Source organism: Myxococcus virescens, assembly GCF_900101905.1.
Lineage (GTDB): Bacteria > Myxococcota > Myxococcia > Myxococcales > Myxococcaceae > Myxococcus > Myxococcus virescens.
The window spans coordinates 74,561-100,789 of the sequence record NZ_FNAJ01000021.1; the positions used below are offsets into that span (position 1 = coordinate 74,561).

General features: G+C 69.7%; 23 protein-coding genes. 9 read left to right on the plus strand and 14 right to left on the minus strand.

Annotation, left to right across the window (positions count from 1 at the left end):
* Window positions 1-39: 39 nt before the first annotated feature.
* Genes BLU09_RS34215 through pheA form a run of 3 tightly spaced genes read left to right on the plus strand, consistent with a single transcriptional unit; the run spans window position 40 to window position 2,448 of the window.
* A complete protein-coding gene (locus BLU09_RS34215) occupies window positions 40-495 on the plus strand; it encodes a GNAT family N-acetyltransferase (protein WP_090495143.1) in 456 nt (151 codons plus the stop codon).
* On the plus strand, window positions 495-1,634 hold the full coding sequence (locus tag BLU09_RS34220; protein ID WP_090495146.1) for a bifunctional chorismate mutase/prephenate dehydratase: 1,140 nt from the start codon (window positions 495-497) through the stop codon (window positions 1,632-1,634). The genes BLU09_RS34215 and BLU09_RS34220 overlap by 1 nt, the downstream gene beginning before the upstream one ends.
* Entirely contained in the window at window positions 1,627-2,448 is an 822-nt protein-coding gene (gene pheA / locus BLU09_RS34225; RefSeq protein WP_090495149.1) for a prephenate dehydratase, read from the plus strand. Before BLU09_RS34220 ends, pheA begins: the two co-directional genes overlap by 8 nt.
* Window positions 2,449-2,455: 7 nt before the next feature.
* Here pheA and BLU09_RS34230 read toward each other — a convergent pair whose 3' ends face one another.
* The 8 genes from BLU09_RS34230 to BLU09_RS34265 all read right to left on the minus strand — a co-directional run bounded on the left by BLU09_RS34230 (window position 2,456) and on the right by BLU09_RS34265 (window position 12,039).
* Window positions 2,456-3,574, minus strand: coding sequence for a hypothetical protein (locus BLU09_RS34230; protein ID WP_090495150.1), 1,119 nt, complete (start codon window positions 3,572-3,574; stop codon window positions 2,456-2,458).
* A 159-nt stretch (window positions 3,575-3,733) separates the two neighbouring features.
* A complete protein-coding gene (locus BLU09_RS34235) occupies window positions 3,734-4,300 on the minus strand; it encodes a tetratricopeptide repeat protein (RefSeq protein ID WP_090495153.1) in 567 nt (188 codons plus the stop codon).
* A gap of 136 nt (window positions 4,301-4,436) precedes the next feature.
* On the minus strand, window positions 4,437-6,692 hold the full coding sequence (locus BLU09_RS34240) for a caspase family protein (RefSeq protein WP_090495156.1): 2,256 nt from the start codon (window positions 6,690-6,692) through the stop codon (window positions 4,437-4,439).
* Window positions 6,692-7,501, minus strand: coding sequence for an ActD protein (locus BLU09_RS34245; protein WP_090495158.1), 810 nt, complete (start codon window positions 7,499-7,501; stop codon window positions 6,692-6,694). The genes BLU09_RS34240 and BLU09_RS34245 overlap by 1 nt, the downstream gene beginning before the upstream one ends.
* 112 nt (window positions 7,502-7,613) lie before the next feature.
* The gene (locus BLU09_RS34250) at window positions 7,614-8,927 is read right to left on the minus strand and encodes a GNAT family N-acetyltransferase (protein ID WP_090495159.1); all 1,314 of its coding nucleotides are present in this window, start codon (window positions 8,925-8,927) and stop codon (window positions 7,614-7,616) included.
* Window positions 8,928-8,980: 53 nt separating this feature from the next.
* Window positions 8,981-10,642: a sigma-54-dependent transcriptional regulator gene (locus BLU09_RS34255; RefSeq protein WP_090495161.1), complete on the minus strand. Its 1,662-nt coding sequence runs from the start codon at window positions 10,640-10,642 to the stop codon at window positions 8,981-8,983.
* A gap of 44 nt (window positions 10,643-10,686) precedes the next feature.
* Window positions 10,687-11,715, minus strand: a complete 1,029-nt coding sequence (locus BLU09_RS34260; RefSeq protein ID WP_090495163.1) for a GGDEF domain-containing protein — start codon at window positions 11,713-11,715, stop codon at window positions 10,687-10,689.
* Window positions 11,716-11,760: 45 nt separating this feature from the next.
* A complete protein-coding gene (locus BLU09_RS34265; protein WP_090495165.1) occupies window positions 11,761-12,039 on the minus strand; it encodes a glutaredoxin family protein in 279 nt (92 codons plus the stop codon).
* A 21-nt stretch (window positions 12,040-12,060) separates the two neighbouring features.
* Here BLU09_RS34265 and BLU09_RS34270 point away from each other — a divergent pair, with 21 nt between their 5' ends.
* On the plus strand, window positions 12,061-13,215 hold the full coding sequence (locus BLU09_RS34270) for a DUF4388 domain-containing protein (RefSeq protein ID WP_090495167.1): 1,155 nt from the start codon (window positions 12,061-12,063) through the stop codon (window positions 13,213-13,215).
* Window positions 13,216-13,223: 8 nt separating this feature from the next.
* Here BLU09_RS34270 and BLU09_RS34275 read toward each other — a convergent pair whose 3' ends face one another.
* Complete coding sequence (locus BLU09_RS34275) at window positions 13,224-14,675, minus strand: penicillin-binding transpeptidase domain-containing protein (protein WP_090495169.1); 1,452 nt, start codon at window positions 14,673-14,675, stop codon at window positions 13,224-13,226.
* Between the two features lie 120 nt (window positions 14,676-14,795).
* Between BLU09_RS34275 and BLU09_RS34280 the strand changes: the two genes are divergently transcribed.
* A complete protein-coding gene (locus BLU09_RS34280; protein WP_090495171.1) occupies window positions 14,796-15,713 on the plus strand; it encodes an ABC transporter permease in 918 nt (305 codons plus the stop codon).
* Window positions 15,710-16,618 (plus strand): ABC transporter ATP-binding protein, encoded by a 909-nt coding sequence (locus tag BLU09_RS34285; protein ID WP_090495174.1) that lies wholly within the window; start codon window positions 15,710-15,712, stop codon window positions 16,616-16,618. The genes BLU09_RS34280 and BLU09_RS34285 overlap by 4 nt, the downstream gene beginning before the upstream one ends.
* Window positions 16,619-16,646: 28 nt before the next feature.
* Here the strand turns inward: BLU09_RS34285 and BLU09_RS34290 are convergent, their stop codons facing one another.
* Window positions 16,647-16,877 (minus strand): sulfurtransferase TusA family protein, encoded by a 231-nt coding sequence (locus BLU09_RS34290; protein WP_090495178.1) that lies wholly within the window; start codon window positions 16,875-16,877, stop codon window positions 16,647-16,649.
* Between the two features lie 196 nt (window positions 16,878-17,073).
* On the opposite strand from BLU09_RS34290, the gene BLU09_RS34295 reads away from it, so the two are divergent.
* The gene (locus BLU09_RS34295) at window positions 17,074-19,044 is read left to right on the plus strand and encodes a DsbA family protein (RefSeq protein ID WP_090495238.1); all 1,971 of its coding nucleotides are present in this window, start codon (window positions 17,074-17,076) and stop codon (window positions 19,042-19,044) included.
* An 86-nt stretch (window positions 19,045-19,130) separates the two neighbouring features.
* Here the strand turns inward: BLU09_RS34295 and BLU09_RS34300 are convergent, their stop codons facing one another.
* Together BLU09_RS34300 and BLU09_RS34305 are read right to left on the minus strand one after the other, a co-directional pair.
* Window positions 19,131-19,526, minus strand: a complete 396-nt coding sequence (locus tag BLU09_RS34300; RefSeq protein WP_174256994.1) for a RidA family protein — start codon at window positions 19,524-19,526, stop codon at window positions 19,131-19,133.
* Between the two features lie 70 nt (window positions 19,527-19,596).
* Window positions 19,597-21,819 (minus strand): RelA/SpoT family protein, encoded by a 2,223-nt coding sequence (locus tag BLU09_RS34305; protein WP_090495184.1) that lies wholly within the window; start codon window positions 21,817-21,819, stop codon window positions 19,597-19,599.
* 145 nt (window positions 21,820-21,964) lie between these two features.
* On the opposite strand from BLU09_RS34305, the gene BLU09_RS34310 reads away from it, so the two are divergent.
* Window positions 21,965-23,095: an FHA domain-containing protein gene (locus BLU09_RS34310; protein ID WP_244172280.1), complete on the plus strand. Its 1,131-nt coding sequence runs from the start codon at window positions 21,965-21,967 to the stop codon at window positions 23,093-23,095.
* A 96-nt stretch (window positions 23,096-23,191) separates the two neighbouring features.
* Here the strand turns inward: BLU09_RS34310 and BLU09_RS34315 are convergent, their stop codons facing one another.
* Complete coding sequence (locus tag BLU09_RS34315) at window positions 23,192-24,907, minus strand: serine/threonine-protein kinase (protein ID WP_143043247.1); 1,716 nt, start codon at window positions 24,905-24,907, stop codon at window positions 23,192-23,194.
* A 120-nt stretch (window positions 24,908-25,027) separates the two neighbouring features.
* On the opposite strand from BLU09_RS34315, the gene BLU09_RS34320 reads away from it, so the two are divergent.
* The gene (locus tag BLU09_RS34320; protein WP_090495192.1) at window positions 25,028-25,795 is read left to right on the plus strand and encodes an FHA domain-containing protein; all 768 of its coding nucleotides are present in this window, start codon (window positions 25,028-25,030) and stop codon (window positions 25,793-25,795) included.
* 54 nt (window positions 25,796-25,849) lie between these two features.
* On the opposite strand, the gene BLU09_RS34325 is transcribed toward BLU09_RS34320, so the two are convergent.
* Entirely contained in the window at window positions 25,850-26,212 is a 363-nt protein-coding gene (locus tag BLU09_RS34325) for a TraR/DksA family transcriptional regulator (protein WP_011553247.1), read from the minus strand.
* Window positions 26,213-26,229: the final 17 nt, after the last annotated feature.

A 26,229-nucleotide genomic window follows, 5' to 3' on the forward strand; every position in this document is an offset into this window, starting at 1 on the left:
GCTGGTGGGGCGCCACCCCCGAAGGCATACTCCGGCGCCGTGAGTGCCACTGACATCCGCAAGATTCCGGCTCAGGAGACGCGCGGCCTCCGCCACGCCATCCTCCGTCCCAACCAGCCTCTGGAGATGGCCGTCTATCCCGGGGATGACGACGCGGACACGCTCCACCTGGGCGTCTATACGGAGGGCCGCCTGGTGGGCGTGGCCTCCCTGTATCGGGAGCCGCCGCCGGACGCGCTGCGCGCCACCACGGCCTGGCGCCTGCGAGGCATGGCGGTGGACGCCACCCTGCGTGGGCACGGCCATGGCGCCGCCCTCCTGCAGGCCTGCATGGAGCATGCGGCGCGGCAGGGCGGTTCCCAGGTGTGGTGCAACGCGCGGATGACGGCCTCCGGATTCTACCGCGCGCAGGGCTTCGCGCAGCGAGGCGAGCCCTTCGACCTGCCCGGCATCGGCCCGCACCACCTCATGTGGCGCAACCTCGGAACCTCCTGATGACCACCCTCCCCGACCTCGACCTCATCCGGACCTCCATCGAGCGCATCGACGAGGAGATCCTCGATGCCCTCCGCCGCCGGATGGCGCTGGCGGACGACGTCGCCCGGGCGAAGCTGGCCGCCGCCGCGCCCTTCCGGGACCAGCGCCGCGAGGACCTGCTCCTGCGCCGCATCCGCACCCGCGCCGCGGAGCACGGCCTGGACCCGCACGAGGTGGAGCGCATCTGGCGGCTCTTCATCGACATGTCCGTGGCCCGGCAGCACGAGCTCGTCACCCGCCTGGACACCACGCCCCTGCGCGTGGCCTACCCTGGCGTGGAGGGCTCCTACAGCCACCTGGCCGCGCGCCGCCGCTATGGGGACCGCGCGGGCGGCGTGCTGCTGTCCGGCTTCGACCATGCGCGCGAGGCCGTGGAGGCGCTCCGCCGCGGCGAGCAGGACCTGGTGCTGCTGCCCATCGAGAACACCACCGCGGGCAGCATGAACGAGACGTATGACCTGCTCGCCGAGGGCGGCGTGGTCATCACCGCGGAGCTGGTCAGCCAGGTGGACCACCGCCTGCTGGGCCTGCCGGGTGCGAAGCTGGAAGGCCTGCGGGAGGTGCTGTCCCATCCGCAGGCGCTGGCGCAGTGCGAGACGTTCCTCCGGGAGAAGGTGCCCTGGGCCCGCGCGGTGCCGGACGTGGACACCGGCGGCGCGGCGCAGAAGGTCCGCGAGCGCAACGACGCGTCGGTGGCGGCCATCGCCAGCGAGACGGCGGCGCAGCGCTTCGGCCTGGAGGTGCTCGCGAGCGATTTGCAGCCGGCCTTCGACTACACGCGCTTCGTGGAGGTGGGCCGAGAGGCCACGCCCCTGGCGCCCGGCGTGCCGTGCAAGACGTCCCTGCTGGTGGTGCTGGAGCACAAGCCCGGTACGTTGGGAGAGATGCTCCAGCGGCTCACCCTGCGCGGCGTGAACCTGAGCAAGCTGGAGTCGCGTCCCATCCCAGGGCAGCCGTGGCAGTACCGCTTCTACCTGGACGTGGAGGGCCACGCCGCCTCCGCGGCGGTGACGGCGGCGCTGGACGACATCCGTCCGCTCACCTCGTCGCTGCGCGTGCTGGGCACGTATGCGCGCGCGGAGGCGCCTCATGCCTGAGTCGCCGCGTCGCATCGCCTTCCAGGGCGAGCCTGGCGCCTACGGAGAAGAGGCCCTGCGCGCGCTGCATGGCGCCGACGTGGATGCCGTCCCCTGCCTCACCTTCCGCGCCGTCTTCGAAGCCGTGGCCGAAGGCCGCGTGCACGGCGGCGTCGTGCCGGTGGAAAGCTCGCTGGGCGGACCCGTGGCGGAGACGGTGGACCTGCTGCTGGAGCATGACGTACCGGCGTCGGGCGAACTGTCCCTGCGCATCCGCCACTGCCTGCTGGCCCCACCGGGCCTGGCACTGGACGACGTCCAGCAGGCCCTCTCCCACCCGCAGGCCCTGGCGCAGTGCGCGGGCTACCTGCGCCGGCGGGGCATCACACCGCTGCCGGAGGCGAACACCGCCATCGCCGCGCGGAAGGTGGCGGAGGAGAGGCCTCCACACACGGCTGCCATCGCCAGCCGCATGTCCGCGGACCTGTACGGCCTGGCCGTGCTGGAGGAAGGCGTGGAGGACTCGCCGGACAACTTCACGCGCTTCATCGCCCTGGGGCCCGCGCCCGAACGGACGTGGACGCGGCGGAAGACGGCGCTGGCCTTCACCGTGGAGAACGGGCCGGGCGCGCTGTTCCGCGTGATGAGCGCCTTCTCCTCGCGCGGCCTCAACGTGGCGCGGCTGGAGTCCCGTCCGCAGCGCCGCGCCTGGGAGTACGTGTGGTGCCTGGACGTGGACGGCGCGCTGGAGGACCCGCGGGTACGCGAGGCGGTGGCCGCGGCCCAGGCCGCCTGCGTCACCCTGCGGGTGCTCGGAAGCTACGGCGTGGTGTGAGGCTCGCTCAGGCGCTGGTGCCCTGGAGCCCGTCGCCGCTCTGCACGGCCGTCTCGTACGCGGAGCGCACCAGTTGGACGTAGCGCTGCAACGCGGGGAGCTGCTCCATGCGCAGGGCCTGGGGGCCGTCACACAGGGCGGCCTCCGGGTGCGGGTGGAAGTCCACCAGCACCATGGACGCGCCCGCGATGAGCCCCTGGCCAATGGCGTGGAAGATGTCCGGCAGTCCGTCCGGCGGCGGCGCGGCCTGGCCAATGGCATGCGAAGGGTCCACGCACACCGGCAGGCGCGTCAGCCGGCGCACCACGGGCACGTGGGCGAAGTCCACCATGTTGCGGTGCGGGTCACCCAGGTGCGTCTTCACGCCGCGGAGGCAGAAGATGATTTTCGGGTTGCCCTCGCTCGCCACGTACTCACACGCGTTGAGCGACTCCTCCAGGGTGATGCCCATGCCGCGCTTGAAGAGCACCGGGAAGACACGCTGCTGGCCAATGCTCTTGAGCAGCTCGAAGTTCTGCGCGTTGCGCGTGCCCACCTGGAGCATGACGCCCGTGGCGTTGCCGGAGCGCTCCAGCGCGTCGCGAATCTCGTCGATGTGACGCGGATGCGTCACCTCCATCGCGATGACCTTGATGCCGTGCTTGCCCGCTGACTCGAACACCCAGGGCAGGCAGGCGGCGCCCAGGCCCTGGAACTCGTAGGGGTTGGTGCGGGGCTTGTAGGCGCCCATGCGCGTGGTGCGGATGCCCAAGCGGGCAAGCGCCGCCATCATCGTGTCCACGTTCTCCGGGTTGTCCACGGCACACAGGCCGGCGAACACATTCACGGAGCGCTCGTCGAAGGTGACGCCGTTGTATTCGAAGCCGGCGGACGTCCGCTGGCCCTTGTGCCGGCCGATGACGCGGTACTTCTGCGACACGCGCACCACCTGCCGCACGCCGGGAATCTGTTCGAAGGGCTCCACGGGCACCTGCGCGGTGGAACCCAGCAGGTAGACCTCCGTAATCGTGTACTCGGAGCCACCGATGACGTGCGTCCGCGGCGTCACTCCCTTGTACTGGGAAGCAACCTGGAGGACGGCGGACACCACGGACTCAGGCGAGTCCGGCTCGAGCATGACGATCATCTTCAGTTCTCCCGGGCGGCGTTGTCGTACTACACGCGAATTGCGTGAAGCGTTGCGGAAAATGGCCGCGGCAGATGTAACACTTCGAACCGCTTTGCCGCGTCCGGACTTGAAACCGGAAGGGGGCTGCGTCCCGTCCAGGCCCCGGCGGGCCGCCTGCTAGGCCGGCACGGGGCGGAGCCGGGTGGCGAGCTGGGCGTAGTGATCTCTCTGAGCGGGGTCGCCCAGGTGCTCCCACACGTCTGCCAGGGCCCGGGCGCACTCGGCGAAGCCAGGAGACAGCGTCAGCGCCAGTTCGAAGACGTGGCGGGCCTGGCGGTAGCGGGCCTTGTCCGGGCGACGGGAGCCCCGCGTCAGCAGCGCGTTGCCCAGGGCGTAGATTTGAACGGCGGCGGACTCGCGGTAGCCCGGCGTGGGGTTGAGCTGCGTGGCGCGCTGGAGCAGCTGCGCGGCGGCCTCCGGCTCCCCCAGCTCCAGCTGGCAGAGTGCCGCGTCGCGGTGGGCCTCGGCCTCGGTGGGGTCCACTTCGATGGCGCGCTCGAAGCAGCGCAGCGCCTCCTCGAAGCGCTCCAGCGTGGCCAGTGACGCGCCCTTCGCGGTGAGCGCCGGGACGTGCTTGGGGTCCACGGCGAGCACCTTGTCGAAAGCGAGGATGGCCGCCTCGTGGTTGCCCGCCATGGACAGGCTCACGCCGTCATTGAAGGCCGCGAACAGCAACTTGGACATCTCTCCCCCTGCTCAAGGGTGACACCGGCCACGCTCCTGGGCCGGAGGGTCAGCCTCTCACCGGAGAAGTCCCCATGGAAAGACGTCATTCCTGGGCGCGCTTTCGTCCCGCTGATGGGAGCCATTGGTCCCTACTTCAGATGCGCAGGCCCACCTGTACACCGGGCCACAGGAGCACGCCCCCCGCGTCCAGGTTCGACAGACGGCTCAGGTTCGATACGGGCTCGCCGTTGGAGTCATGCAACACGTTGAGCGTGGGCCCGCCGATGATGGCCAGGTTCCGCGCCACCTGGACCCCCGCCACCAGCCGGAGCTGGTGCAGGCGGCGGTCGCCTTCGAAGGACAGGTTCCAGCCGTAGAGGGTGTTCGTCACCGCGTCCACGTCCAGGAAGAAGCGCTCGGAGATGGGGATGTGCGCGCCGAGCCCCAGGCCCAGCGACCAGTGGCTGGGGCCACGCGCGCCCTCCATGGTGCCCATGCCCAACACGAGCGTCGTGTAGAGGTAGCGGCTGCCCACCTTGATGGCGGTGTTGGCGTAGTTGAAGTCATTACCGAAGGCCTCGACGTGGAACTGGCCGTTGCGCGCGATGCTCACCAGGCCCACCGGAACACCGGACTCCAGCTCCCGCGACACGTTCACGAGCCCCAGCTGGAGGCCGCTCATCCGCCCCGCCACGTTGACGATGCCCACCTGCGCGCCCTTCACGTCACCGCCCACATTGACGAGGGACAGCTGCGCGCCCCGGGCCTCCGCCGCCCAGTTCAGGCCCACGGCCACCTGGAGGCCCGTCACCCGGTCCCGCGCATGGTTGAACGCCACCGCGCCCTGCACACCGTCGACGTTCCCCGCCGTCCAGTTGCCGCCCACGGCCAGCTGCGCCCCCACCAGCGACGTGCCGGACACGTTGGCGCCTACCGCGAGCTGCCCGAGCGAGCCGCTGGACCGCGCCACATTGAGCCCGATCGCGGCCTGGATGCCCTCCGCCTTTCCGTGCGCCCAGTTGCCGCCCACGGCCAGTTGCGTGCCCGACATGTCGCCCCGCACCACGTTGGCGCCCAGGGCCAACTGCAACCCGTCCACCTTGTCCGTGGCCACGTTCGCGCCCAGGGCCATCGCCACGCCGTCCAGCCGCGCCATGCGGGACACGCCCATGGACACGGAGAGATGGTTGTCCACCGGCTCGCCGGCGTTCATCAGGTCATTCGTCTGGAGGCCGGGGAACAAGCCCACGTTGAAGAAGCGCGAGCGGTGCCCGCTGCCCGCCGCTGCGACGTCCGCCACGCCGGCGCCGGCGCCCGACGAAAGACTCGCCGGCAGGGGCCCACCGCCGCGCATGGCCGTCAGCTCCCCCTGCACCGCGCGGAAGGCGGAGGCCGCCAGCACGGTCCGGCCGCCCTCCCCCAGCTCGAACTCCGCCTGCGAGGTCTGGTCCAGCACCTTGCGCATCACCGAGTAACGGCCCTTCTGCAGCCCCAGCTCGGTGGTGCGGCCCGCGTACTTCTTCAGCTCCACCACCAGGCGTCCCTGGGAATCACGGACGTAGAGCCGCCCGTCCACCAGGTCCCCCAGGACGAGCACCGCGGCGGTGGAGCGCAGGTCCGTCATCACCAGGTCGCCCGTGCCCGCCAGCTCGATGTCATACGCGGGGTGCTGCGCCCCGGCCCGCGTCTCTTCCGTGCGGGCCAGCGTCTCGTGGAAGGCGAACTGGTAGGCCTCGTGCAGCGTCACCCGGCCGTCCCCTGAGACGTCCGCCGCGCCGCGCAGGCCGGACACCAGGTTGTGGGTGAAGAACGAGCCGCCGATGCGGTCGGACTCCTGGGACACCTCATCCTCGGAAGACGACGTGAGGATGGCATGGCCTCGCACCGCGGAGGACGCATCCACCATGAAGGCCGGACGCCGCACTCCGCCCTTCTGGCGGGCCAACGTGCCGGACGCGCACGAGTCCAGGATGGCGATGCGCACGTCGGCGGGAAGCGACTCCAGCGCCTTGCGCAGCTCGCGGTAGCCGAAGCGGTCCTTCTGGAGGAGCAGCCCCTGCTCGTCGGAGTGGCCCGAATAGTAGACGAGCGCCTCGATGCGCGTGCCCGGCGTGGTCGCCGCCGCCAGCATCGCCTTGAAGCGGACCAGGGCGGCCTCCAGCGCCGCGCGGTCGCCCTCCATCAGCAGCAGCTTGTCCTTCGGCTGCACCCCTCCGAGTTCCTCCAGCACGTCGCCGAACGAGCGCGCATCGGTGACGGCGTACCGGAGCCGGGCACGGCCCTCGCCCCCGTCGTTGACGCCCACCAGCAGCGCGAAGCGGCGCACCGACGCCTGCGGCGCCGAGGCCGAGGGCGCCGCGGCGGCCAGGGCGGGCACGAGCAGGAGCGAAAACAGGAGGGACCGCGTCATCACCGCACCTTTTCCAACGTGAAGGACGTCTGGCCCAGGGTATCCGGAAGTGGCAGCGGCAGGGTGCGCGCGTCGGTGGGCCGCCGGGCAAGCGCGCGCGCCGCCTCCAGGACCGACGCCACCTCCAGGGGGGCATCGGACGTCACGAAGAGGAAGCGCTCGAAGTCCGGCGCGTCATCGAGCTCGTAGGCATGGGTCAGCGGCACCGCCTCGCCGGGGCCCAGCTCCGTGCTTCCCGACAGCGTCGAGGGATGGTGCAGCGTCACGGCGCCGCGCCCATCCACCGACACCACGACACCATGGCGGCTTCCACCCGACACGTAGCTGAGTTGCAGGACGTCACCGCTGCGCGCCCGCGCCTGTTCACCGAGCAACTCCGGCTCGCCCGCGCCCTGCCGGTGGACCCGCAGGCGCGGCCCACCCTTGATGCGCACGGTGTCCAGCATCACGATGAGCGGCACCGGTGAATTGGACGGCTCCGGCTGCTCCTCCGGCGCGGACATGAAGAGCAGCGCCAGCGAGGCGGCCACGGGGACGCTGAGTGACAGCCCATGCCACCCTTGCGAGTTGCCGCGCCGCACCGTCTCCGTGCGGCCCTGGGACTCGCGCTCGCGCCGGGCCACCTCGGCGGCGACTTCGGCGGGCGGATGACGCGCCAGCGTCTGGCGGGAGTCCGCTTCCAGCCGAGCCAGCCTCGCGGCGCCACCGGGCTCGCGCTCGAGCCGGGCTCGCGCGGCGGACAGCGCCTCTGGCGGCAGTTCGCGCAGGATGATTCGCTCCAGAAGCCAGTCAGGGGTGCCAGGGGCCATGCGCAGTGCGTCTCCAGCGCGGCGAAAAGCCCTCGGTCCCGTGTCCTGCCGCCTCCGGCCTCGCGCGTCTCCTGGAACACCAGCCCCTCAAGAATCTGTCACCCGCCTCCGCTCACAGGGTGAGGACCATCAACTCCTCATCGAGGAACGTCTCCCCCACCTTCAGCGCGTTGGGCTCCACGCCATAGGTCCGGAACCCCAGTGAGCGGTACAGGGCGTGCGCGGGCGCGTTCCCCACCGAGACTGCGAGCAGCAGGCACTTGAGGCCGCCCATCTTCCGCGCCTCGTCGATGAGCGAGGTCAGCAACCGCCGGCCCACGCCTCGCGAGCGGACCTCCGGCGCCACGTACATGCCCCACACCACCGCCTTGTGCGCCAGCCGGGCCCGGGACTCGCGCTTCAGCCCCAACGCGCCCACGAGCTGCCCACCGTCGAAGGCGCCCAGGACACACTGAGACGCCCCCACCAGCCAGCCACGCACGGTCTCCAAGGACAGCGCCGCCTCCTCCTCCACCGAGGCCGCGAAGGACTCCGGGTTGTCCCGCAGCCCCCGCAGCCGCAGCGCCTTGAACGCCTCCGCGTCCTCCGCCACCAGCCTGCGGATGACGAGCTGCGTCGGTCCGGCGCCGTGGCCCTCCGCCTTCAGGAGCGCCGTGTACCCCGAGATGAAGTCCGGGTAGCGCGGCGCCCAGCCCAGCGATTTCAGGCGCGCGTTGGAGATGTCGCGGTCACCTCTCACCGTCTCGTTGAGCTGCTCCAGGGGAATGCGGGGCGGCATCGGCACGCCCAGGCGCTGGCTGAGCCAGGCCACTGGCTCCTCGGTGGGCGCGGAGCGGTCATCCGCGACGCAGTACAAGGCGCCGGGCTCGCCGCGCGTCAGCACCACGCGAATGGACTCCACCAGGTCATCGACGTAGATGCGGGAGATGCGTCCGCCGCCGCCTTCCGGCAGCCGGAGCGACCCCGACAGCAGGCGCGTGTGAATGCCGCGCCCGGGCCCGTAGATGCCGGCGATGCGCATCACCATGGCGCCCAGCGGCAGGTAACGCGACTCCGCCTCGATGCGCTCGCGCGACGACGGCGTGGACAGCTCCACCGGGGTTTCCTCGTCCACGTGGCCCCGCGCACGGCCATAGACGCCGGTGGAGGACAAGTAGACGAGCCGCGCTGGAACCTGGTCGGCCAGCGCCGAGGCGATGCGCGTGTCCAACCCCGCGTCGGGCGGCACCGAGACGACGACGTGAGCCCCCGCCGTGCGCGTCAGCGCATCTTCCAGGTCGGTGACGCGGGCCCCGGCGCGCTCCAGCTCGGCGCGGCGCGCGGCGTCGCGCGTGGCCGCCAACACGTCGCGCCCTGCGCGGGCCTCCGCCACGGCGAGCCGCGTGAGCGTGTACCCAGACCCCAGGAGGACGAGAGGAGGCATCATGTCCCCGCGATAGCGAGACCGCGGGGACAGTGCAAGCGACGGTTACGGCGCGCCTACAGCTCCGCGCTCGCGCGCGGGTCGATGATGCCGCACTCCTTGATTTTGTAGAGGAGCGCCTTGTAGCTGATGCGCAGCTTGGTGGCCGCGCGCCGCTTGTTCCACGCCGTGCGTTGGAGCATGGCGAGAATCGCCTCGCGCTCGGCCAGCATCGCCGCCCGCTTGCCGATGTCCTTCAGCGACAGCTCCCCGGTGGGCGCGGGCGGCGGCGGCGGCTGCGGCACGTCGAAGGGATTGACGTAGCGCGGCGCGGGCACCACCGCGTTCGCGGACTCCATCACCATGGGCGCGTGCGCGGGCGGAGCCAGCGGCGCGACGGACGCCAGGCCGAAGGCGGCGCCGCGCGACGGCATCTCCAGCACCTGCACGGCGGGCGGCGGCGTGCGGAAGCCCTCGTCGTGCGCGCGGCCAAAGGGGCCACCGTCGTCACCCGCGTAGGACGTGGGCAGGGACGGCGCGCTCGCGGGAGCGCGGACCGCGGCCCGCAGCTCGTCGAGCACCAGCGTCGGGTCCTTCAGCACGCACAACCGGCGGACCATGTTCTCCAGCTCGCGCACGTTGCCCGGCCAGTCGTAGTCCGCGAAGGCGTGCAGCACCTCCGTGGGCAGCTCGGACACGCCGCTGAGGTAGCCGCGGCCGTACTTCTTGAGGAAGTGGTCCGTCAGCGGAACCACGTCCTCGCGGCGCTCGCGCAGCGCCGGCAGGCGGATGGCCACCACGTTGAGGCGATAGAAGAGGTCCTCGCGGAAGTTGCCCAGCGCGATTTCCTTCTCCAGGTCGCGGTTGGTGGCCACGACGACGCGGCTGTCCACGCGCACGCTCTTCTTGCCACCGACGCGGAAGAACTCCTCGTCCTGGAGCACCTGGAGCAGCTTGGCCTGGAGCCGGATGGCCATTTCGCCAATCTCGTCCAGGAAGATGGTGCCCTGGTCGGCCAGCTCGAACTTGCCGGGCTTCTCCGCGGTGGCGCCGGTGAAGGCGCCGCGCTCGTGGCCGAACAGCTCGCTCTCCAGCAGCTCGCCGGGCAGCGCCGCGCAGTTCACCTTGATGAACGGACGGTTGCGCCGCTGGCTGCGCGCGTGGATCTCCCGCGCGATGACCTCCTTGCCCGTGCCGGACTCCCCCAGCAGCAACACGGGGACGTCCGTGTCGGCGATGCGCTCCACCAGCGCACGCGCGCGGCGCATGGCCGGCGAGGTGGAGATGAGGACGCGCTGCTCCTGCGCCGAATCCACCACCGGAATCACCGTGCGCGAGGGCAAGATGGGCGCCACGGCCTGACGCTCCGGCGCCCGCGTCCCCAGGGCCCGGGCCAGCGCGTCCTGGAGCTCGTCGTTGCCGAACGGCTTGGCCAGGTAGTCGCTGGCGCCCATCTTCATCGCCCGAACGGCGTCGTCCGCCCCCGCCAGCGCGCTGAGCACGATGACGGGCGCGCCGCCGCCCATGGACTGGTAACGGCGCAGCACTTCCAGGCCGCTCATCTCGGGCATCACCACGTCCAGCAACACCGCGTCGAAGGAGCCCCCTGAGAGCATCTCCAGCGCCTGGGTGCCACTCGCGGCACAGCGCACCTGGTACCCCGCACTTCCGAGCAGCTCGGACAGAAACGTGCGCACCGCCTCTTCGTCATCCACCACCAGCACCGCGATCCGGTCCATCCCCTCGCCTCCACTCGCCCGCTGCATCGAAGTCCTACCCACCCTCACACCGACAGCCGGGACGTGCTCCCGACCATCCGGCGATACTCACGCGCGCGTCGCATGTCCTGCTGCGCCGCGCTCAACAGCTGCGTGGGCGTGCCCACCGAATCCGGGAAGCTCACCGTTCCCAGCTCCAGTGACGTGCGCACCACCTTCCCCTCCACCTGGAAGCGGGCCGTGTCGAAGCGCGCCGCCACGCGGGATACCACCTCCTGAACCGACTCCGCGGGCGTTCCCGGGAGCATCAGCGCGAATTGACAGTCACCCACCCGTGCCACCGCGTCCGCGTCGCGCACCGTCTGCCCCAACACCACCGCGCTGTACACCAGCAGACGCTCCGCCATGCCGCGTCCAAACTCCTTGCGAAAGGCCGACCAGCCCCCCACTTCCGCCGCCACCACGGAGAATCCACCGCCGTAGCGCTCCGCCCGCCGCGCTTCCAGGCTGATGAGCTCCAGCAGGAAGGGCCGGTTGTAGAGCCCCGTCACCGGGTCATGAAGCGCCTGGGCCGTGCCGGCCTCCTCCCCCGCGGCGGCCCGCAGCACCGCGTCCTTCAGCTTCAGTTGCGCGTGAAGCTTCGTCGCCAGCTCCGAGCCACTGCCCGAACGAGGCACCAGGTCCACGCACTGCCCCCGCTCCAGGCAGTACCGCCGGGCCTCGGCGTCCCGCTCATCCACCAGGTAGAGCAGCGGCACCGCGCCATGGCTGAGCTGCCGCAACCGGCGCGCGACCTGGACGGCCGCGAAGTCAGGCGCCTGCGCGGCCAGCAGCACCGCGGCTGGTCGGATGACCTCGAAGAGTGGCACCGCCGCGTCGAAGCGCGTCACGGGCACCACCCGGAAGCCGGCCTCCGCCAGGAGCAGCCGGGTCTGTTCCAGGTCTGCCGCTCGTGGCTCGACGACGAGCACGGTGGGCGGCTGTCCGGCCTTGCCCACTCGCTTCCTTCGCACACCCACCGTTCCACCTTCCCGCGTGAACTTTTCTCCGCCGCTTTTCGAGGCCCACCCCGGATTTACAGCCTCGAACCCCATCCTGACTTCCACATCCCCTCGAATTTACTAGAGAAGGGAAGCGGGCTACCCATTCTGGGCAGCGGATTTAGCAATGGTTGTGCCACCTTTGACCTCATGCAGCCGCGCCTCGAACTCCGCGGCGTCCACGCGGTGCTTGAAGGCAGGCACCCCTTCGATGACGACCACGGGGATGTCGTAACGCCAGGCGGTGAAGGCCTCCGCATCCTCCAGGATGGAGATGATCCGCAGCTCGAAGGGGATGCGAGCGCGCACGGACTCCACGACGGCGGCCGCCTTGTCACAGAGGGAGCAATTGGGTTTCGAGTAGATATCGACGCGCATGCGGGGCAGGATGAACGGTTAATGCGTGGCTTGTCTGGCGACTTCTCGACGATGCCTCTCAAGGACCTCGTCGTCTATCTTGGGAACCGGCGAGCGACGGGGTCCCTGAAGGTGGAGCGTGGGGACGTGCGCAAGCAACTCGAACTGCGCGAAGGCCATGTGGTCAGCGCCAGTTCCAACCAGCCGCGCGAGTTCTTCGGTCAGTTCCTCATCAATATGGGGCACCTGACCGAGGACCAGCTGGAGAAGGCGTTTTCGACCCAGGCGCAGACGCGCATCTTCCTGGGGAAGATCCTGGTGATGACGGGGCTGGTGCCGGAAGCCACCGTTCGCGGCACGCTCAGCCACAAGTTCCGGGAGATGATTCTCGACGCCTTCCATTGGGAGGACGGCGACTTCCTCTTCGAGGCGGCGGACACGGCGCCAGAGGTCGCGGGACTGGAAGTCAGCGTGGACCTGCTGGACGTCCACCGCGAGGGCGAGTTCCGGGAGACGGCCTGGCAGGCCATCCACGCCGTCTTCCCCTCCGGCGCGGTCCGGCTCTCGGTGGACGAGCGCAAGCTGCCCGAGCGAAAGCCCGGGAGCATGGACGAGCGCATCGTCCAGCTCATCAAGGAAGGCCTCACCATCGACGGCATCGCGCTGGCGCTGCACGCCACGGACTTCTTCCTCTACCAGCGGCTGTATGCGCTCTATCGCCTGGACGCGGTGAAGGTGTCCGACGAGCCGCCCGAGTCCGAGATGTCCGTGGTGGAGGAGGAGAACGGAGAGCGGGGCATCATCGGCTCGGAGACGTCGTCGGACGAGGTGCTCCAGGCCGCGCAGCTCTTCCTCGACGCGGGCAACGCGCGGGACGGCGAGGCGCTGGCGCGGCGAGCGCACGAGATGTCGCCCTCCCCTCGCACGGCGGAGTTCGTCAAGGCGGCCCAGGAGAAGCTCCTGGAGCACCTGCGCCGGGAGCTGGCCGACCCGCCCAGGGTCCCCACGCTTCAGGTCGCGCCCGGGCACCTGAAGACGCTCCAGCTCTCCGCGCCGGAGCGCTACCTGCTGTCACGCATCGATGGACGGCGCGACGTGGCCGCCATCGTCCACGTGTCGCCGCTGCAGGAGCTGGATGCGCTGAAGTACTTCGCCGGCTTCGTGGACGCGGCGCTGGTGAAGCTGGCGCCGCGCTGACGGCAGCGTCAGTGCTTGCCAGCGGCGGAGGCCGGGGCCGTCATCTCCACCGGCGCGGGCATCCGCTCCAAGCCCAGGCGGAGCGCCTCGCGGCCCAGCCAGGTGCCCCGGATGCGCCACTTCGGGTCATTGACGATGATGGCGGCCACGGCGACACGCGGGTTGTCCTTGGGCGCGAAGCCCACGAACCACGAGTAGTCGCGGAAGGGCTCGCGATCCGCCAGTGAGCCCGTCTTGCCCACGGCGTCATCCACGCGGAAGCCACGCTCGCGGAACACGGCGCGCGCGGTGCCGCTGGTGACAGTCTCTTCCAGCATCGCCGTGAGGTCCTTCGCGACCTCCGGCGTGAGGACGGGCTCGCCTTCCACCGGGAGCAGCGGCGCCGGGCCCTCGGGCTCGAAGAGGATGGGGTCCACCCAGCGGCCCTCGTTGGCGGCCACCGCGGCGACGAGCGCGCCGTGCAGCGGGGACAGGTACACGTCCCCGAAACCCGCGCCCGTGTTGGCCAGGCTGAACGTCTCCTCGGGGATGGCGGCGAGCGACACATCCGTCGGCACGGGGAACTCAATCTCACGGTTGAAACGGAAGCGGGCCGCCATGCGGCGCAGCGAGTCCACCGTGAGGTGCTTGTTCGTCAGCTTGGCGAAGATGACGTTGGCGCTCTTGCCCATGGCCAGCGCCAGCGAATAGCAGGAGCTGTCCCGCTCGCTGTCCTGCAGGTGCTTCTCGGAGATGCGCCGCTTGCCGCCGTGGAAGCACTCTTCGGTATCCGGCGTGACGCCGGCCTCCAGCAGCGCGCCGCCGGTGATGACCTTGAAGATGCTGGCCGCGGGGAACACCGCGCGAACCGGCAGCCCTCGCAGCTCCGGCCTCGCCGCCGAATGCTCCGCCAACGCCAGCACCCGTCCGGTGGACGGCTCCAGCACCACGGCCGCGCCGTAGGGCGTCTCGTAGTTGCGGAGGATCTGCGTCAGCGACGCTTGCAGCACCGGGTCGATGGTGAGCTGCTTCTTCTTGCCGCCCTTCTCCTTCACCACCAGCTTCCCGCCCTCCAGCGTCGCGCGCCCCATGAGGTCCGCGGACTTGGGAAGCGGCTTCACCGTGGCGATGGGCGGCGCCTTCTCGCGCGAGGGCACGGGCACGGGGGGCACCATCCCCGGCTCCGCGGCGAGCGCCGCCAGTCCGCCGTCCGGCGACTCGCCCCCGAGCACCGCTGCGGCGGAGACGGCGGCGGATCCGGAAGTCCCCGCATCAGGCTGGGCGCCCTGGGACGCCGTGGCGGCCCCGGACGTCCCCGCGTCCGCCTGGGCGGCCTGCGACGCCGTGCCAGGGGCGGCGACCACCACCCCACCGTCTTCGGAGACACCGGCGGACGCGGGCTGCTCCGGCTCGGTCGCTCCAATGACGAGGACCAGGGGGAGCAGCGCGGCGGCGGACAGGAGACGGCGGTGGAAGCGCATTGCTACGAGGGGCTCCGGGGGGTGAGCGACGGCTGGATCCTACCGGCTGGGGGCGCGCTGTCCACGGATGCCTCCCTGGTCGCTTCCGTCCCTCGGTGAAATCAGAAACTTGGCGGAGGGGTGTGCAACTCCGCTAGGTTCGCCCACACTTTGGACGGATTGAAAGAAACGGTGGTCATCTGGAGCGCCGAGCTCCGCCGGGCCGTGCGCAGTGGCCGGACGGTGGTGCTGCTCGGCCTCTACAGCATGTTCTCCGCGTTGGTGCTGCTGGTGGTCGGCTGGCTCGCGGGCGAAGTCCGCAGCGCCGTCGCCAAGCAGTTGGAAGGCGCGGGCGCGGATGCGAGCGCCTCCGTGCAGCTCAACGAGGAGATGCGCAAGGGCGTGCTGGGATTCCTCACCAGCAACGACTCCGCGATGATCGAGGCCCTGGCGCAGGTGCCGCTGGAGGTGTTGATCGTCTTCAAGATCACCCTCTTCTTCCTGCCCGCGTACATCGCGCTGATGGGCTTCGATCAGATCAGCGGTGAAGTGGGCCCACGCTCCATGCGCTACCTCACGGTGCGCGCGCGACGCTCGTCGGTGCTGCTGGGCAAGTTCCTGACGCAGGCGACGCTGCTGCTCGGCCTGGTGCTCATCATCGACCTGGCCATCTTCATCTACGCCCGCGTGGCCAACCCGGACTTCAGCTTCCCCGCCGTGGCGCTCAACCTGCTGAAGTTCTGGCTGGCGGCCATCGTCTTCTCGCTGGCCTACGTGGCCCTCACGACGCTGTGCTCCAGCCTGTTCCGCTCGCCAGCGGTGAGCCTGGTCTTCAACTTCATCCTGCTGTTCGTCTTCTGGCTGATGGACACCATCGGCCGGGCCTCGGGTGACACGGGCAACCTGCGCTTCCTGCGCTACCTGTCCCCGTCGTACTACGCCGGCGACCTGCTGCATCCGGGCCTGGCGCAGTTCGGCGCGAGCGGAGCCGCCTACGCGGTCTTCGCGTTCGTCTTCCTGATGGCGGCCTACGGCATCCTGCGCGCGAGGGACCTGTGAGCGACGTGGCCATTGAACTGTTCGGCGTCTCCAAGCGCTTCGGCCCCAAGGTCGCCGTCAACGGCGTCAGCTTCTCCGTGCCCAAGGGCGCGGTGTACGGGCTCATCGGCCCCAACGGCGCCGGCAAGACGACCACCTTCTCCATGATGTGCGGCTACCTCTACCCGTCCGAGGGCTCGCTCAAGGTCATGGATGTGGACCCCACCACCCCGGGCGCCCTCAAGGGCCGCCTGGGCGCGCTGCCGCAGGACGCGGTGCTGCCGCCCGGCTGGGAAGTGGGCGCGCTGCTGACGTACTGGGCGCGGCTGTCCGCCCTGGCCGAGCCGGAGCGTGAGGCGCGCGAGGCCCTGGACAAGGTGGGCCTCATGGAGGCCTGGAACGTCCAGACGCAGGCGCTCAGCCACGGCATGGCCAAGCGCGCCGCCATGGCCCAGGCCCTCATGGGCAGCCCGCCGTTGGTGCTGCTGGACGAGCCCACCGCCGGGTTGGATCCGCGCGTCGCCGCCCAGGTGCGCCAGGTCATCCGCGACATGAAGGGCCGGCAGACGGTGGTGGTCTCCAGCCACAACCTCCAGGAGCTGGAGGAGCTGTGTGACGCGGCCGCCATCCTCGACAAGGGCACGCTCGCCCAGGCGGGGAGCATGAATGAGCTCACCGGCCAGGGCGCCGAGTTCCGCGTCCAGATTGCTCGCGGCAGCGTCATCATCCCGGAGCTCACGGTGATGCCCCACGTCACGGACGCGCGCATGGAGAGCGACACCGTGCTGCGCGTGCGCTTCAGCGGCGGCGTGGCGCCCGAAGAGGTCATCAGCCAGGTGGTGCGTCACCTGCTGCAGCACGACGTGCTCATCCTGGGCGTCAGCCGCGGCCAGCGCCTGGAAGATCGCGTCCTGCAGATGCTCTGAAGCAAGGCGTGGGCTGGCGGCAGGCGGCTCAACCCGCCTTGCGCACCCAGCCCACGTAGAGGCGCTCCCGGCGCTCCATGCGGACCAGTGGATTCCCCGTAGCCTCGCACCATGCGGGAAGGTCCGCCTCCAACCCGCGATCCGTGGAGACGAGCTCCACGAGCGTCCCTGGCGCCAGGGCTCTCATGGCCTTGGCGAGCTCCAGGATGGGCATGGGGCACAAGGCCCCTCGAGTGTCGATGCGCACGGCGGCGTCCATGATCGGGACTCTGACGGAATTTTTCCGAAGTCTCCCGAGTTTTGGGGCCCCTGAGGGGGCGCGGCTCCCTGGAAGGCCAGAGCGGCTTGCTTGCGCGTCTGGAATTCCCTCTGTTAAGACCGCCGCCCTCTGCCCTCGTTGAAAACCCGCTCGGGCCCACAATGCCGGCCCCATGGCGAAGGAGCAAGACCCACTCATGAAGCCCAATGTCATCGTGGCCCTGCTGGTCGGCCTGGTGCTCGGGTTCGTTGGCGGCCGCGTCACCACTGGCCCGTCCACGAAGTCCGAAGTCGCCAAGGCCGCACCGAACTCTCCCGCCGCCCCGGCGCCGGGTGGACGCCGTCCGGTGGATCCCACCGTGTTCAAGGTGCCCATCGAGAACTCGCCGACCCACGGCAGCGCCGACGCGCTCGTCACCGTGGTGGAGTTCTCCGACTACGAGTGCCCCTTCTGCAGCCGGGCGAACGTCACCATCGAGAAGCTCCAGGAGCAGTACGGCAAGAAGCTCCGCGTGGTGATGAAGCAGAACCCCCTCTCCTTCCACCCGCGCGCCAAGCCCGCGGCCATCGCCGCGATGGCGGCTGGCGAGCAGGGCAAGTACTGGGAGTACCACGCCAAGCTCTTCGCCAATCAGAAGAAGCTGGATGACGCGTCCCTGGAGCAGTACGCCAAGGAGCTGGGCCTGAACCTGGACAAGTGGAAGGCCGAGCTGAACAACCCCAAGTTCCAGGACATCATCACCCGCGACCAGGCCCTGGCCGGCCAGCTGGGCGCCAGCGGTACCCCGGCCTTCTTCATCAACGGCCGCTTCCTGTCGGGCGCGCAGCCCATCGCCAACTTCCAGGCCCTCATCGACGAGGAGCTGGTCAAGGCGGAGAACCTGGTGAAGAGCGGCGTGCCCGCCTCGCAGGTGTACGCGAAGATCATCGAGAAGGGCTCCGAGCGTGCCGCGCCCAAGGCGCAGCCGCAGCAGCCCGCCGCCGCGGTCCGCAAGGTGGAGATCCCCTCGGACTCGCCCTCCTTCGGCCCGGCCACCGCCAAGGTGACCATCGTCGAGTGGTCTGACTTCGAGTGCCCCTTCTGCAGCCGCGTGGGCCCCACCCTGTCGAAGATCAAGGAGAGCTACGCCAAGGACGTGCGCGTGGTGTTCCGTCACCAGCCGCTGCCCTTCCACCCGAACGCGAAGCTGGCCGCCGAGGCCTCGCACGCCGCGCACGAGCAGGGCAAGTTCTGGGAGTACCACGACAAGCTCTTCGCCAATCAGAAGGCCATGGATCGCGCCTCGCTGGAGAAGTACGCGCAGGAGCTGGGCCTGAACCTCGCCAAGTTCAAGGCCGCCCTGGATTCGGGCAAGTTCAAGGCGAAGGTCGAGGCCGACATGGCCGCCGGCAACGCCCTGGGCGCCAACGGCACCCCGACCTTCTTCATCAACGGCCGTGAGTTCGTCGGCGCGCAGCCCTTCGAGGCCTTCAAGCGCGTCATCGACGAGGAGATTGGCAAGGCGGACAAGCTGCTCGCCGCCGGCACCAAGCCCGAGGAGCTCTACGCCAAGCTGAACGCGGAGAACGTCGCCAACGCCCCGACGGCGCCCGCCGCGGCCCCTGGCGCTCCGGCCGAGCCCCCGGTCCAGAAGGTGGACGTGGGCAACGCCCCGGTGAAGGGCGACAAGAACGCGCCCGTCACCATCGTCGCCTTCTCCGACTTCGAGTGCCCCTTCTGCAGCCGCGTGGTGCCCACGCTGAAGCAGTTGGAGGACCAGTACGGAGGGAAGATCAAGGTCGCCTTCAAGAACCAGCCGCTGCCCTTCCACGCCAACGCCAAGCTGGCCGCCGCCGCCGCGCTGGCCGCGCACGAGCAGGGCAAGTTCTGGGAGTACCACGACAAGCTCTTCGCCAATCAGCGCGCGCTGGACCGCGCCTCGCTGGAGAAGTACGCGCAGGAGCTGGGCCTGAACGTGGACAAGTTCAAGGCCGCGCTGGACCAGGGCAAGTTCAACGCGCAGATCGAGGCCGACATGGCGCAGGCCAGCCAGCTGGGCGCCAACGGCACCCCGACGTTCTTCATCAATGGCCGCACGCTCGTGGGCGCCGTGCCCGTGGACGCGTTCAAGCGCGTCATCGACGAGGAGCTGAAGAAGCTCGGCGGCGCGGTGGCCGACTCGAAGTAGTTCCCGCCGGGGCCCGGGTGCCCTGACGCGACAAAGGCCGTCGGACTCCTCTGAGTCCGGCGGCCTTCGTCTTTCCAGCCCTGGCTTCAGGAGACGGCGATGGCGTCAATCTCCACCTTGGAGCCACGCGGCAGCGCGGACACCTGCACGGTGGCGCGGGCCGGCGGCGCGCCGGTGAAGTAGCGGCCATAGACTTCGTTCACCCGGGCGAAGTCGCCCAGATCGGTGAGGAAGATGGTGCAGCGCACGACGTGGGAGAAGTCCAGCCCGCTGGCGGCGAGCACGGCCTTCAGATTCTCCATCACCCGCTCCGCCTGCACGACGACGTCGCCCTGCACCATCTCCATGGTGGCGGGGTCGAGCGGAATCTGGCCGGAGAGGAAGGTCATCTTCCCGGCGTCCACCTGCACCGCCTGGGAATACGGGCCAATGGCCTTGGGGGCCTGGTCGGAGTGGATTGCCTTGCGAGCCATGCGGCGCACCTCGGGGTGAGAGCGGCCCGAATCGGGCCGCCGGGGTTTCCGGGCGCTCTACCACGAAAGGCGAAGGCGGTTAGATGCGCTCGACCGAGTAGACGCCCTGGAGCCGCTCGATGGTTCGCATCAGGTCGGTGAGCTGCTTGAGGTCGGAGATGATGACCTCGAAAGTGTTCACCGCCCGGTCATCTCCGGTGGCCCGGCAGTTGGCCTGGGAGATGTTGACGCCCTTCTTGGAGAAGGTGTTGGTGATGTCCGCCAGCAGGCCCGGCCGGTCCGCGGTGAGGACGCGCAGGGTGACGGGGCGCTTGAAGTCGCCCCGGACGTCCCACGACACGTCCACGCGCCGCTCGGGGTCCGTGGCCAGTGCCTTTTCACAGCCGACCGTGTGCACCGTGACGCCCCGCCCCCGGGTGATGAAGCCCGCGATGGGATCTCCGGGGACGGGGTTGCAACACCGCCCGAAGCGCACGAGGACATCGTCCACGCCGCCAATCTGCACGCCGCTGCGGTTGCTGCGGCCCACCAGCCGCTTCGCCAGGTCGGTGACCCGGGACAGGCCCGGCAGCACCGAGTTGCCGGTTCCACCCGAGGTTGTCGCGGCGGCGGGGTTGGCGTCCCCACGCCCCCCGGCCTCCGCGGCGTTGAGCTTCTCCTGGGGAACGAGCCGGTGCGACAGCTGCTGCGGCGTCACCTTGCCGTAGCCAATGGCCACCAGCATGTCGTCTTCCACGCGGAAGCCCAGGTCCACGGCGGCCTTCTTCATCTCGCCGGACTTGACCAACCGGTTGAAGTTGAGCTGGAAGCGCTTGAGCTCGCGGTCCGCCAGCTCGCGCCCCAGTTGGAGGCTCTTCTCGCGCTGCTGCTGCTTGATGAAGCCGCGGATGCGCTGCTGCGCCCGGCTCGTCTTGACGAAGGTGAGCCAGTCCTTGGACGGGTGCTGCTGGGGGCTGGTGAGCACCTCCACCGTGTCCCCGTTCTTCATCTTGTAGCGGAGCGGGACGATCTTCCCGTTCACCTTGGCGCCCACGCACCGGTTGCCCACGTCCGAATGGATGGCGTAGGCGAAGTCCACCGGCGTGGCGCCGCGAGGCAGCGAGCGCACGTCGCCCTTGGGCGTGAAGACGAAGACCTCATCGGTGAAGAGGTCCACCTTCACCGTCTCCAGGAACTCCTTCGGGTCCTTCAGGTCCTGCTGCCACTCCATCAGCTGCCGCAGCCAGGCGAACTTCTCGTCATCCTTGGAGATGACGGCCTTGCCCTCCTTGTACTTCCAGTGCGCGGCGATGCCTTCCTCGGCGATCTTGTGCATCTCCAAGGTGCGGATCTGCACCTCCACGCGCTCGCTGAGCGGACCGATGATGGTCGTGTGCAGCGACTGGTACATGTTGGGCTTCGGAATCGCGATGAAGTCCTTGAAGCGCCCCGGCACCGGCTTCCACATCTCGTGCACGAGCCCCAGCGCCTCGTAACAGGAGGGCGCGGTGGGCGCGATGATGCGAAAGGCGATGATGTCGTGGATCTGATCGAAGTCGATGCCCTGTGACTTGATCTTCTTGTAGATGCTGTAGACGTGCTTGAAGCGGCCGCTCACCTCGCCCTTCAGCCCGCGCTCGGCCAGCTTGGAGCGGATGACGTCGCACGTGTCCTCGATGTACTTCTCCCGCTCCTTCTTGCGCTTGTTCAGCTTCGCCTGGAGCGCGAAGAACTCCTGCGGTTTGACGTAGCGGAAGCTCAGGTCCTCCAGCTCCGTCTTGATCCACGAAATGCCCAGCCGGTTGGCCAGCGGCGCGTAGATGTCGAGCGTCTCCTGCGCGATGCGGGCCTGCTTCTCCTCCGACATGTGGTCCAACGTCCGCATGTTGTGCGTGCGGTCCGCCAGCTTCACCAGGATGACGCGGATGTCCTGCGCCATCGCGATGATCATCTTCCGGAAGTTCTCCGCCTGCTTCTCCTCCTGCGACAGGCTGGCGGATGCGGAGAACTTGGACAGCTTGGTGACGCCGTCTACCAGGTGGGCCACTTCCGAACCGAAGAGCTCCGTCAGCTCCTCCTCGGTGGCCAGCGTGTCCTCAATGGTGTCGTGAAGGAGTCCGGTGACGATGGACGCCTCGTCCAGCTTGAGCTCGCCCAGGATGCCGGCGACCTCGAGCGGATGGACGAGGTAGGGCTCGCCTGACTTCCGGAGTTGACCCTGATGGACCTTGGCCGAATAGACGTAGGCCTTCTTGATGATGTCCAGGTCGGGGTCGGGGTGGTACTGGGAAACCCGTTGGAGGATGTCGTTCAGGCGAATCATCGAATGAGGAGCAATCGTAACTTTGCACCAACGGAGGGGCAACGTTGCCCCACACCTGGACGTCACCTCCCTCTGGGACACCCCAGTTGGTGCGTTCGCTTTCGTTGACCCGGTGTTTTACGGCCCCGTAGATTCGCCTCCGCACATGTCACAGCTCCTGCTGTCCTCCCTCGCCGTGGTCTGCCCGAACTGTGACGGGTACAACTCGCCTCGCTCGGCTGCATGTGTGCTCTGCGGCCAGGCGCTGGGCGAGCCCGCTGCCGCGCCCCGCCCCGCCGCCACGAAGCCGCCCCTCGCCGTCCCCCGGCCTGGTACGCCGCCCGGCAGCCGGCCGGTCGCGGTGTCCAATTTCCCCGGCGGCAAGGTGGCGGAGCCGGTGATTCCACCCGCTCCCAGCGCCATTCCACCGGGCCTGCGCCCCTCTGCCCGGACGCCGCCCCCCACCGCCGCGGGCCTGACCGTGGAACGGCCGCAGCAGCGCACCCCCACGGCGCCCCCGGGCATCATGGCCCGCACGGGCGGCGCCTCAGGCCCGGCCACCACCCGTCCGCCCCCGCCAGTTCCGGACAGCGCGATGCCCAGCCGGGCCGGCGTGGCGACCACGGCGCCGCGCCCCGCCCCTCCGGCCGCCTCCCGGTTCGGGCTCGCGGTCATCGCGGGCTCCGCCCGGGGCCAGCGCTACAAGCTGCCTGTCACCGGTTGCGTCGTGGGCCGCCAGCGCGGCGCCATCCTGTTCGCGGACGACGCCTTCGTGTCGCCCCTACACGCCACCTTCCTGGTGAAGGATGGCGCGCTGTACGTGCGGGACGAGTCCAGCGCCTCGGGCGTCTTCGTCACGGTGGGGGGCACGGAAGCCCTCACCCCGCGCACCCACTTCAGCGCGGGCCAGCGCCTGTTCCGTTTCACGGGCCGACTGGAGCCCCAGCCCCCCGTGACGGGACGGCCCGCCATCTACGGCGCCCCGGTGCCACTGGGGCAGGCCGTCTACGGTGTGGAGGAGATGCTCGTCGGTGGCCGGGCGGGACGCGCGGTGGTGACGGCGGCGCCGCTGCTCACCATCGGCCTGGCCCACTGTGACTTGAGCTTCCCAGGCGACGAGGGCCTCGCGGGCCGCCACTGCGAGCTGTCCCCAACGCCCACCGGTGCCCTGCTGAGGGACTTGTCCGGGGGCCTGGGCACCTATGTGCGCCTCGCGAGCGGCGTCGAGCGTCCGCTGCGCCCGGGAGACCGCGTCCGCCTGGGACAGCATGTGCTTCAGGTGGAGACGCTGGGCTGACGCGAGGCAGGCTGTGCCGTGGGGCATGCGCCCCGGTGCCCCTGAAGCTTCGTGTCCCGGGGCGGCAAGCCGACACCGCCCCTCGTGACGCCCCCCTCAGGGCGACGCGGGCTGCGCCACGGTGCCGCTCAGGCGCTGCTCGATGAGGGCACGCGCCTTGGAGGCGGGCTGCTCGCGCAGGTGACGATTCCACCAGCCCCGGGCCTCTTCCTTGTCCGGGTTCTGCCGGTGCCAGTAGACCTCGCCCAGCTTCAGGGCCAGCTCCGGGTCACCACTGCGGCTGAAGGCCTCGCGGTACTTCGTCGCCGCCAGCCCCACGTCCGCGCGCTGCAGTGCCTTGTCACCCTCTCGCGCCAGCTCCAGCGCGCGCTCGACGTTGCGCGCGCCCGAGACAATGGCCCGGTCGTAGAGCGGCACGTCGGGGCTCGCGCCCACGGCGGAGTTGTTGGCCCCCGCCGGCACCGGCGCATTCGTGGGCAGCGCATAGGGCAGGTCCTGCGCGCCCCCGCTGCCCGCGCCCATGAAGAAGTAGTAGGCGAAGAAGCCCAGCGCGGCGACCACCAGCAGGATGGTCAGCGACTTGAAGAAGAACGCCACCCCGCTGCTGCCGCCGGCCCCCGGCTGCGTGTGGACCAGCGAGTCCGTGTGCTCACGCGTGGCGGCCATCGCGTCGGCGTTCGCGGGCAACGGCTCCAGCACACCCGGCAGGGCGCGCACCGTGGCCTCCATGGTCACTTCGTTGCCCCACCCGGGGAGTGTGGCATCCCGGACATCACTCTGCGGACTGGCGGCGGACTTGCGCGGCAACGGCGCCAGTACCGCCGACGAGGCGGCCGAGCGCCGCGGCGCCGACTCCATGCGGCGGCGTTCCTTGTCCACGGCCTGCAGTTCGGCCTTGAAGGCCTCGGCGCTGGCGGGCCGGTCCGCCGGGTTCTTGGACAGCGCCCGGAGGATGAGCCGCTCCATGGCCGGAGAGATGCGCGCATCCGGCCGGCGGCGCGTGGGCGGCGGCGGCTCCTCGGTCAGGTGCTTGGTGGCGAAGCCCACCGCCGAGTCCGACTCGAAGGGCAGCAGGCCCGTCATCAACTGGTAGAGGATGACGCCCACCGCGTACAGGTCCGAGCGGTGGTCGAGCTGTGAGCCCCGCGCCTGCTCGGGCGACATGTATTCGGGGGTGCCGCACACGAAGCCCGCGCGGGTGAGCGCCGGACCGTCGTCCGTGGAGTCGGTGATCTTCGCGATGCCGAAGTCCAGCACCTTGACGAAGTCGGGCTCGTTGCGTCGCGGCTCCACCATGATGTTCTCTGGCTTGAGGTCGCGGTGGATGACGCCGGCGCCGTGCGCGTCCGACAGCGCGCTCAGCACCTGACTGACGATGCGGACCACGCGCCCCTCGTTCAGGGGCCACTCGCGGCTGAGAATCTGGTGCAGGTCCTGCCCCGCCACGTACTCCATGGCGATGAACAAGGCCCCGTCCTCGGCCTGGCCGAAGTCGAGCACGCTGATGGAGTTGGGGTGGTTGAGGCGGCTGGCGGCCTTGGCCTCGCGCTGGAAGCGCGCCACGGTGCGCTCGTCCGACAGGAGCGTATGCCGCAGCACCTTCAGCACCACCACCTTGTCCAGGGAGAGCTGCCGGGCGCGGAACACCTTGCCCATGCCGCCCTCGCCAATGAGGGCTTCGACCCGGTACTTGTAGGCAATCGTCTTGCCGACGTACTCGTCCGTATCGGGCGTGCGCACGAGGGTCGCGCCACAGGCGGGACAGAAACGGGAAGATTCTTGGGCGTCAGCGCCGCAGGAGGGGCAGTGCAAGGAAACGATCCCCAAAGGGGTGGGACACCGACTTCATCACGTCGCTCGGGTGGGGGGCAAGCCGCGTGCAACGCAAGTCGAGCAACCGAGCCCCGGCCCTGGTACAACCCCTAGCCCTCCATGGACGCGATGGAATACTGCCCCCGCTGTGACACCGAAAATCCTCGGGACGCCTCCGTCTGCCGCGCTTGCGGCTCGCCGCTGCGCTCCGGAACGATGGTGATGGCCGTCGCCAGCGTCGCTTCGCGCCCGCAGGTCTCCATCCGCGTGGTGCGCGCCGATGGCGGCCCCGAGTCCGTCGTCCGCATGCAGCGAGACACCCTCACCTGCGGCCAGCAGGCGGACATCTCGCTCACGGACGACCCCTTCATCATGCCGCTCCAGGTCCGCTTCTTCTTCTCCGGCGTCCGGCTGGCCGTGGAAGACGTGGGCGGCGCCAACGGCGTCTTCGTCCGCCTGCGCCAGGAGCGAGAGCTGCCCCCCGGCGGCGAGCTGCGCCTGGGGCGCCAGCGGTTGGTGCTGGAGCCCATTCCCACCGCGGCCACGGGACCGGGTGGAACCCAGGTCTGGGGTTCACAGGATCCCGGCTACCGGCTGCGGCTGGTGCAGCTGCTGGAGGGAGGCCTGCGAGGCGGCGCCTTCCCCCTGCGCGAAGGCGACAATCTCCTGGGCCGCGAGCAAGGTGACCTCACCTTCCCCACGGACGGCTTCGTGTCCGGGCGGCACGCCGTGCTGCAGGTGCGGCAGGACCGGCTGCAGGTCCGGGACGTGGGCTCGTCCAACGGCACCTTCATCCGCCTGTCGGGCCCGACCTTCGTGGACAACGGGGACCACTTCCTCATTGGCCGTCAGCTGCTGCGCGTGGAAATCCAAGCGCCCACGTCCTGAAATGCCAAGGGCCGCACGGGGGTATCCCCCGCGCGGCCCTCACTGCCTCGGTGCTCAGCCGTAGGATTTCTCCTTCTTCTCCTGCTCTTCCTTGCAGCGGATGCAAAGCGTCGTCACCGGGCGCGCATCCAGGCGCTTGGGCGAGATGTCCTCTTCACACCGCTCGCAGACGCCGAAGGTGCCGTCCTCGATGCGGACCAGCGCCTTTTCGATCTTCTGCAACAGGAACTTCTCCCGGTCCCGCAGACGGAAGACCATTGACTGCGCATACTCGGAAGACGCCAGGTCGATCTCATCGGGAAGGTCGTCCGTGTCGAAACTGGACTCCTCCACCAGGGTCTTCTTGGCGCTCTCGAGCAGGCTCGCCTTGCTGTCCTCGAGCATCTTCTTGTAACGCTTGAGATCTTTCTGGTTCACAGCCTTCGCTCCAGTTC

Coding starts and splice junctions, on each gene's coding strand:
- BLU09_RS34270 (WP_090495167.1), top strand. CDS start 12,061: ATGCGTGGCTTGTCTGGCGACTTCTCGACGATGCCTCTCAAGGACCTC.
- BLU09_RS34220 (WP_090495146.1), top strand. CDS start 495: ATGACCACCCTCCCCGACCTCGACCTCATCCGGACCTCCATCGAGCGC.
- BLU09_RS34290 (WP_090495178.1), bottom strand. CDS start 16,877: ATGGACGCCGCCGTGCGCATCGACACTCGAGGGGCCTTGTGCCCCATG.
- BLU09_RS34310 (WP_244172280.1), top strand. CDS start 21,965: ATGTCACAGCTCCTGCTGTCCTCCCTCGCCGTGGTCTGCCCGAACTGT.
- BLU09_RS34305 (WP_090495184.1), bottom strand. CDS start 21,819: ATGATTCGCCTGAACGACATCCTCCAACGGGTTTCCCAGTACCACCCC.
- BLU09_RS34235 (WP_090495153.1), bottom strand. CDS start 4,300: ATGTCCAAGTTGCTGTTCGCGGCCTTCAATGACGGCGTGAGCCTGTCC.
- BLU09_RS34275 (WP_090495169.1), bottom strand. CDS start 14,675: ATGCGCTTCCACCGCCGTCTCCTGTCCGCCGCCGCGCTGCTCCCCCTG.
- BLU09_RS34265 (WP_090495165.1), bottom strand. CDS start 12,039: ATGCGCGTCGATATCTACTCGAAACCCAATTGCTCCCTCTGTGACAAG.
- BLU09_RS34255 (WP_090495161.1), bottom strand. CDS start 10,642: ATGGACCGGATCGCGGTGCTGGTGGTGGATGACGAAGAGGCGGTGCGC.
- pheA (WP_090495149.1), top strand. CDS start 1,627: ATGCCTGAGTCGCCGCGTCGCATCGCCTTCCAGGGCGAGCCTGGCGCC.
- BLU09_RS34250 (WP_090495159.1), bottom strand. CDS start 8,927: ATGATGCCTCCTCTCGTCCTCCTGGGGTCTGGGTACACGCTCACGCGG.
- BLU09_RS34245 (WP_090495158.1), bottom strand. CDS start 7,501: ATGGCCCCTGGCACCCCTGACTGGCTTCTGGAGCGAATCATCCTGCGC.
- BLU09_RS34240 (WP_090495156.1), bottom strand. CDS start 6,692: ATGACGCGGTCCCTCCTGTTTTCGCTCCTGCTCGTGCCCGCCCTGGCC.
- BLU09_RS34320 (WP_090495192.1), top strand. CDS start 25,028: ATGGACGCGATGGAATACTGCCCCCGCTGTGACACCGAAAATCCTCGG.
- BLU09_RS34260 (WP_090495163.1), bottom strand. CDS start 11,715: ATGGGGTTCGAGGCTGTAAATCCGGGGTGGGCCTCGAAAAGCGGCGGA.
- BLU09_RS34295 (WP_090495238.1), top strand. CDS start 17,074: ATGAAGCCCAATGTCATCGTGGCCCTGCTGGTCGGCCTGGTGCTCGGG.
- BLU09_RS34230 (WP_090495150.1), bottom strand. CDS start 3,574: ATGATCGTCATGCTCGAGCCGGACTCGCCTGAGTCCGTGGTGTCCGCC.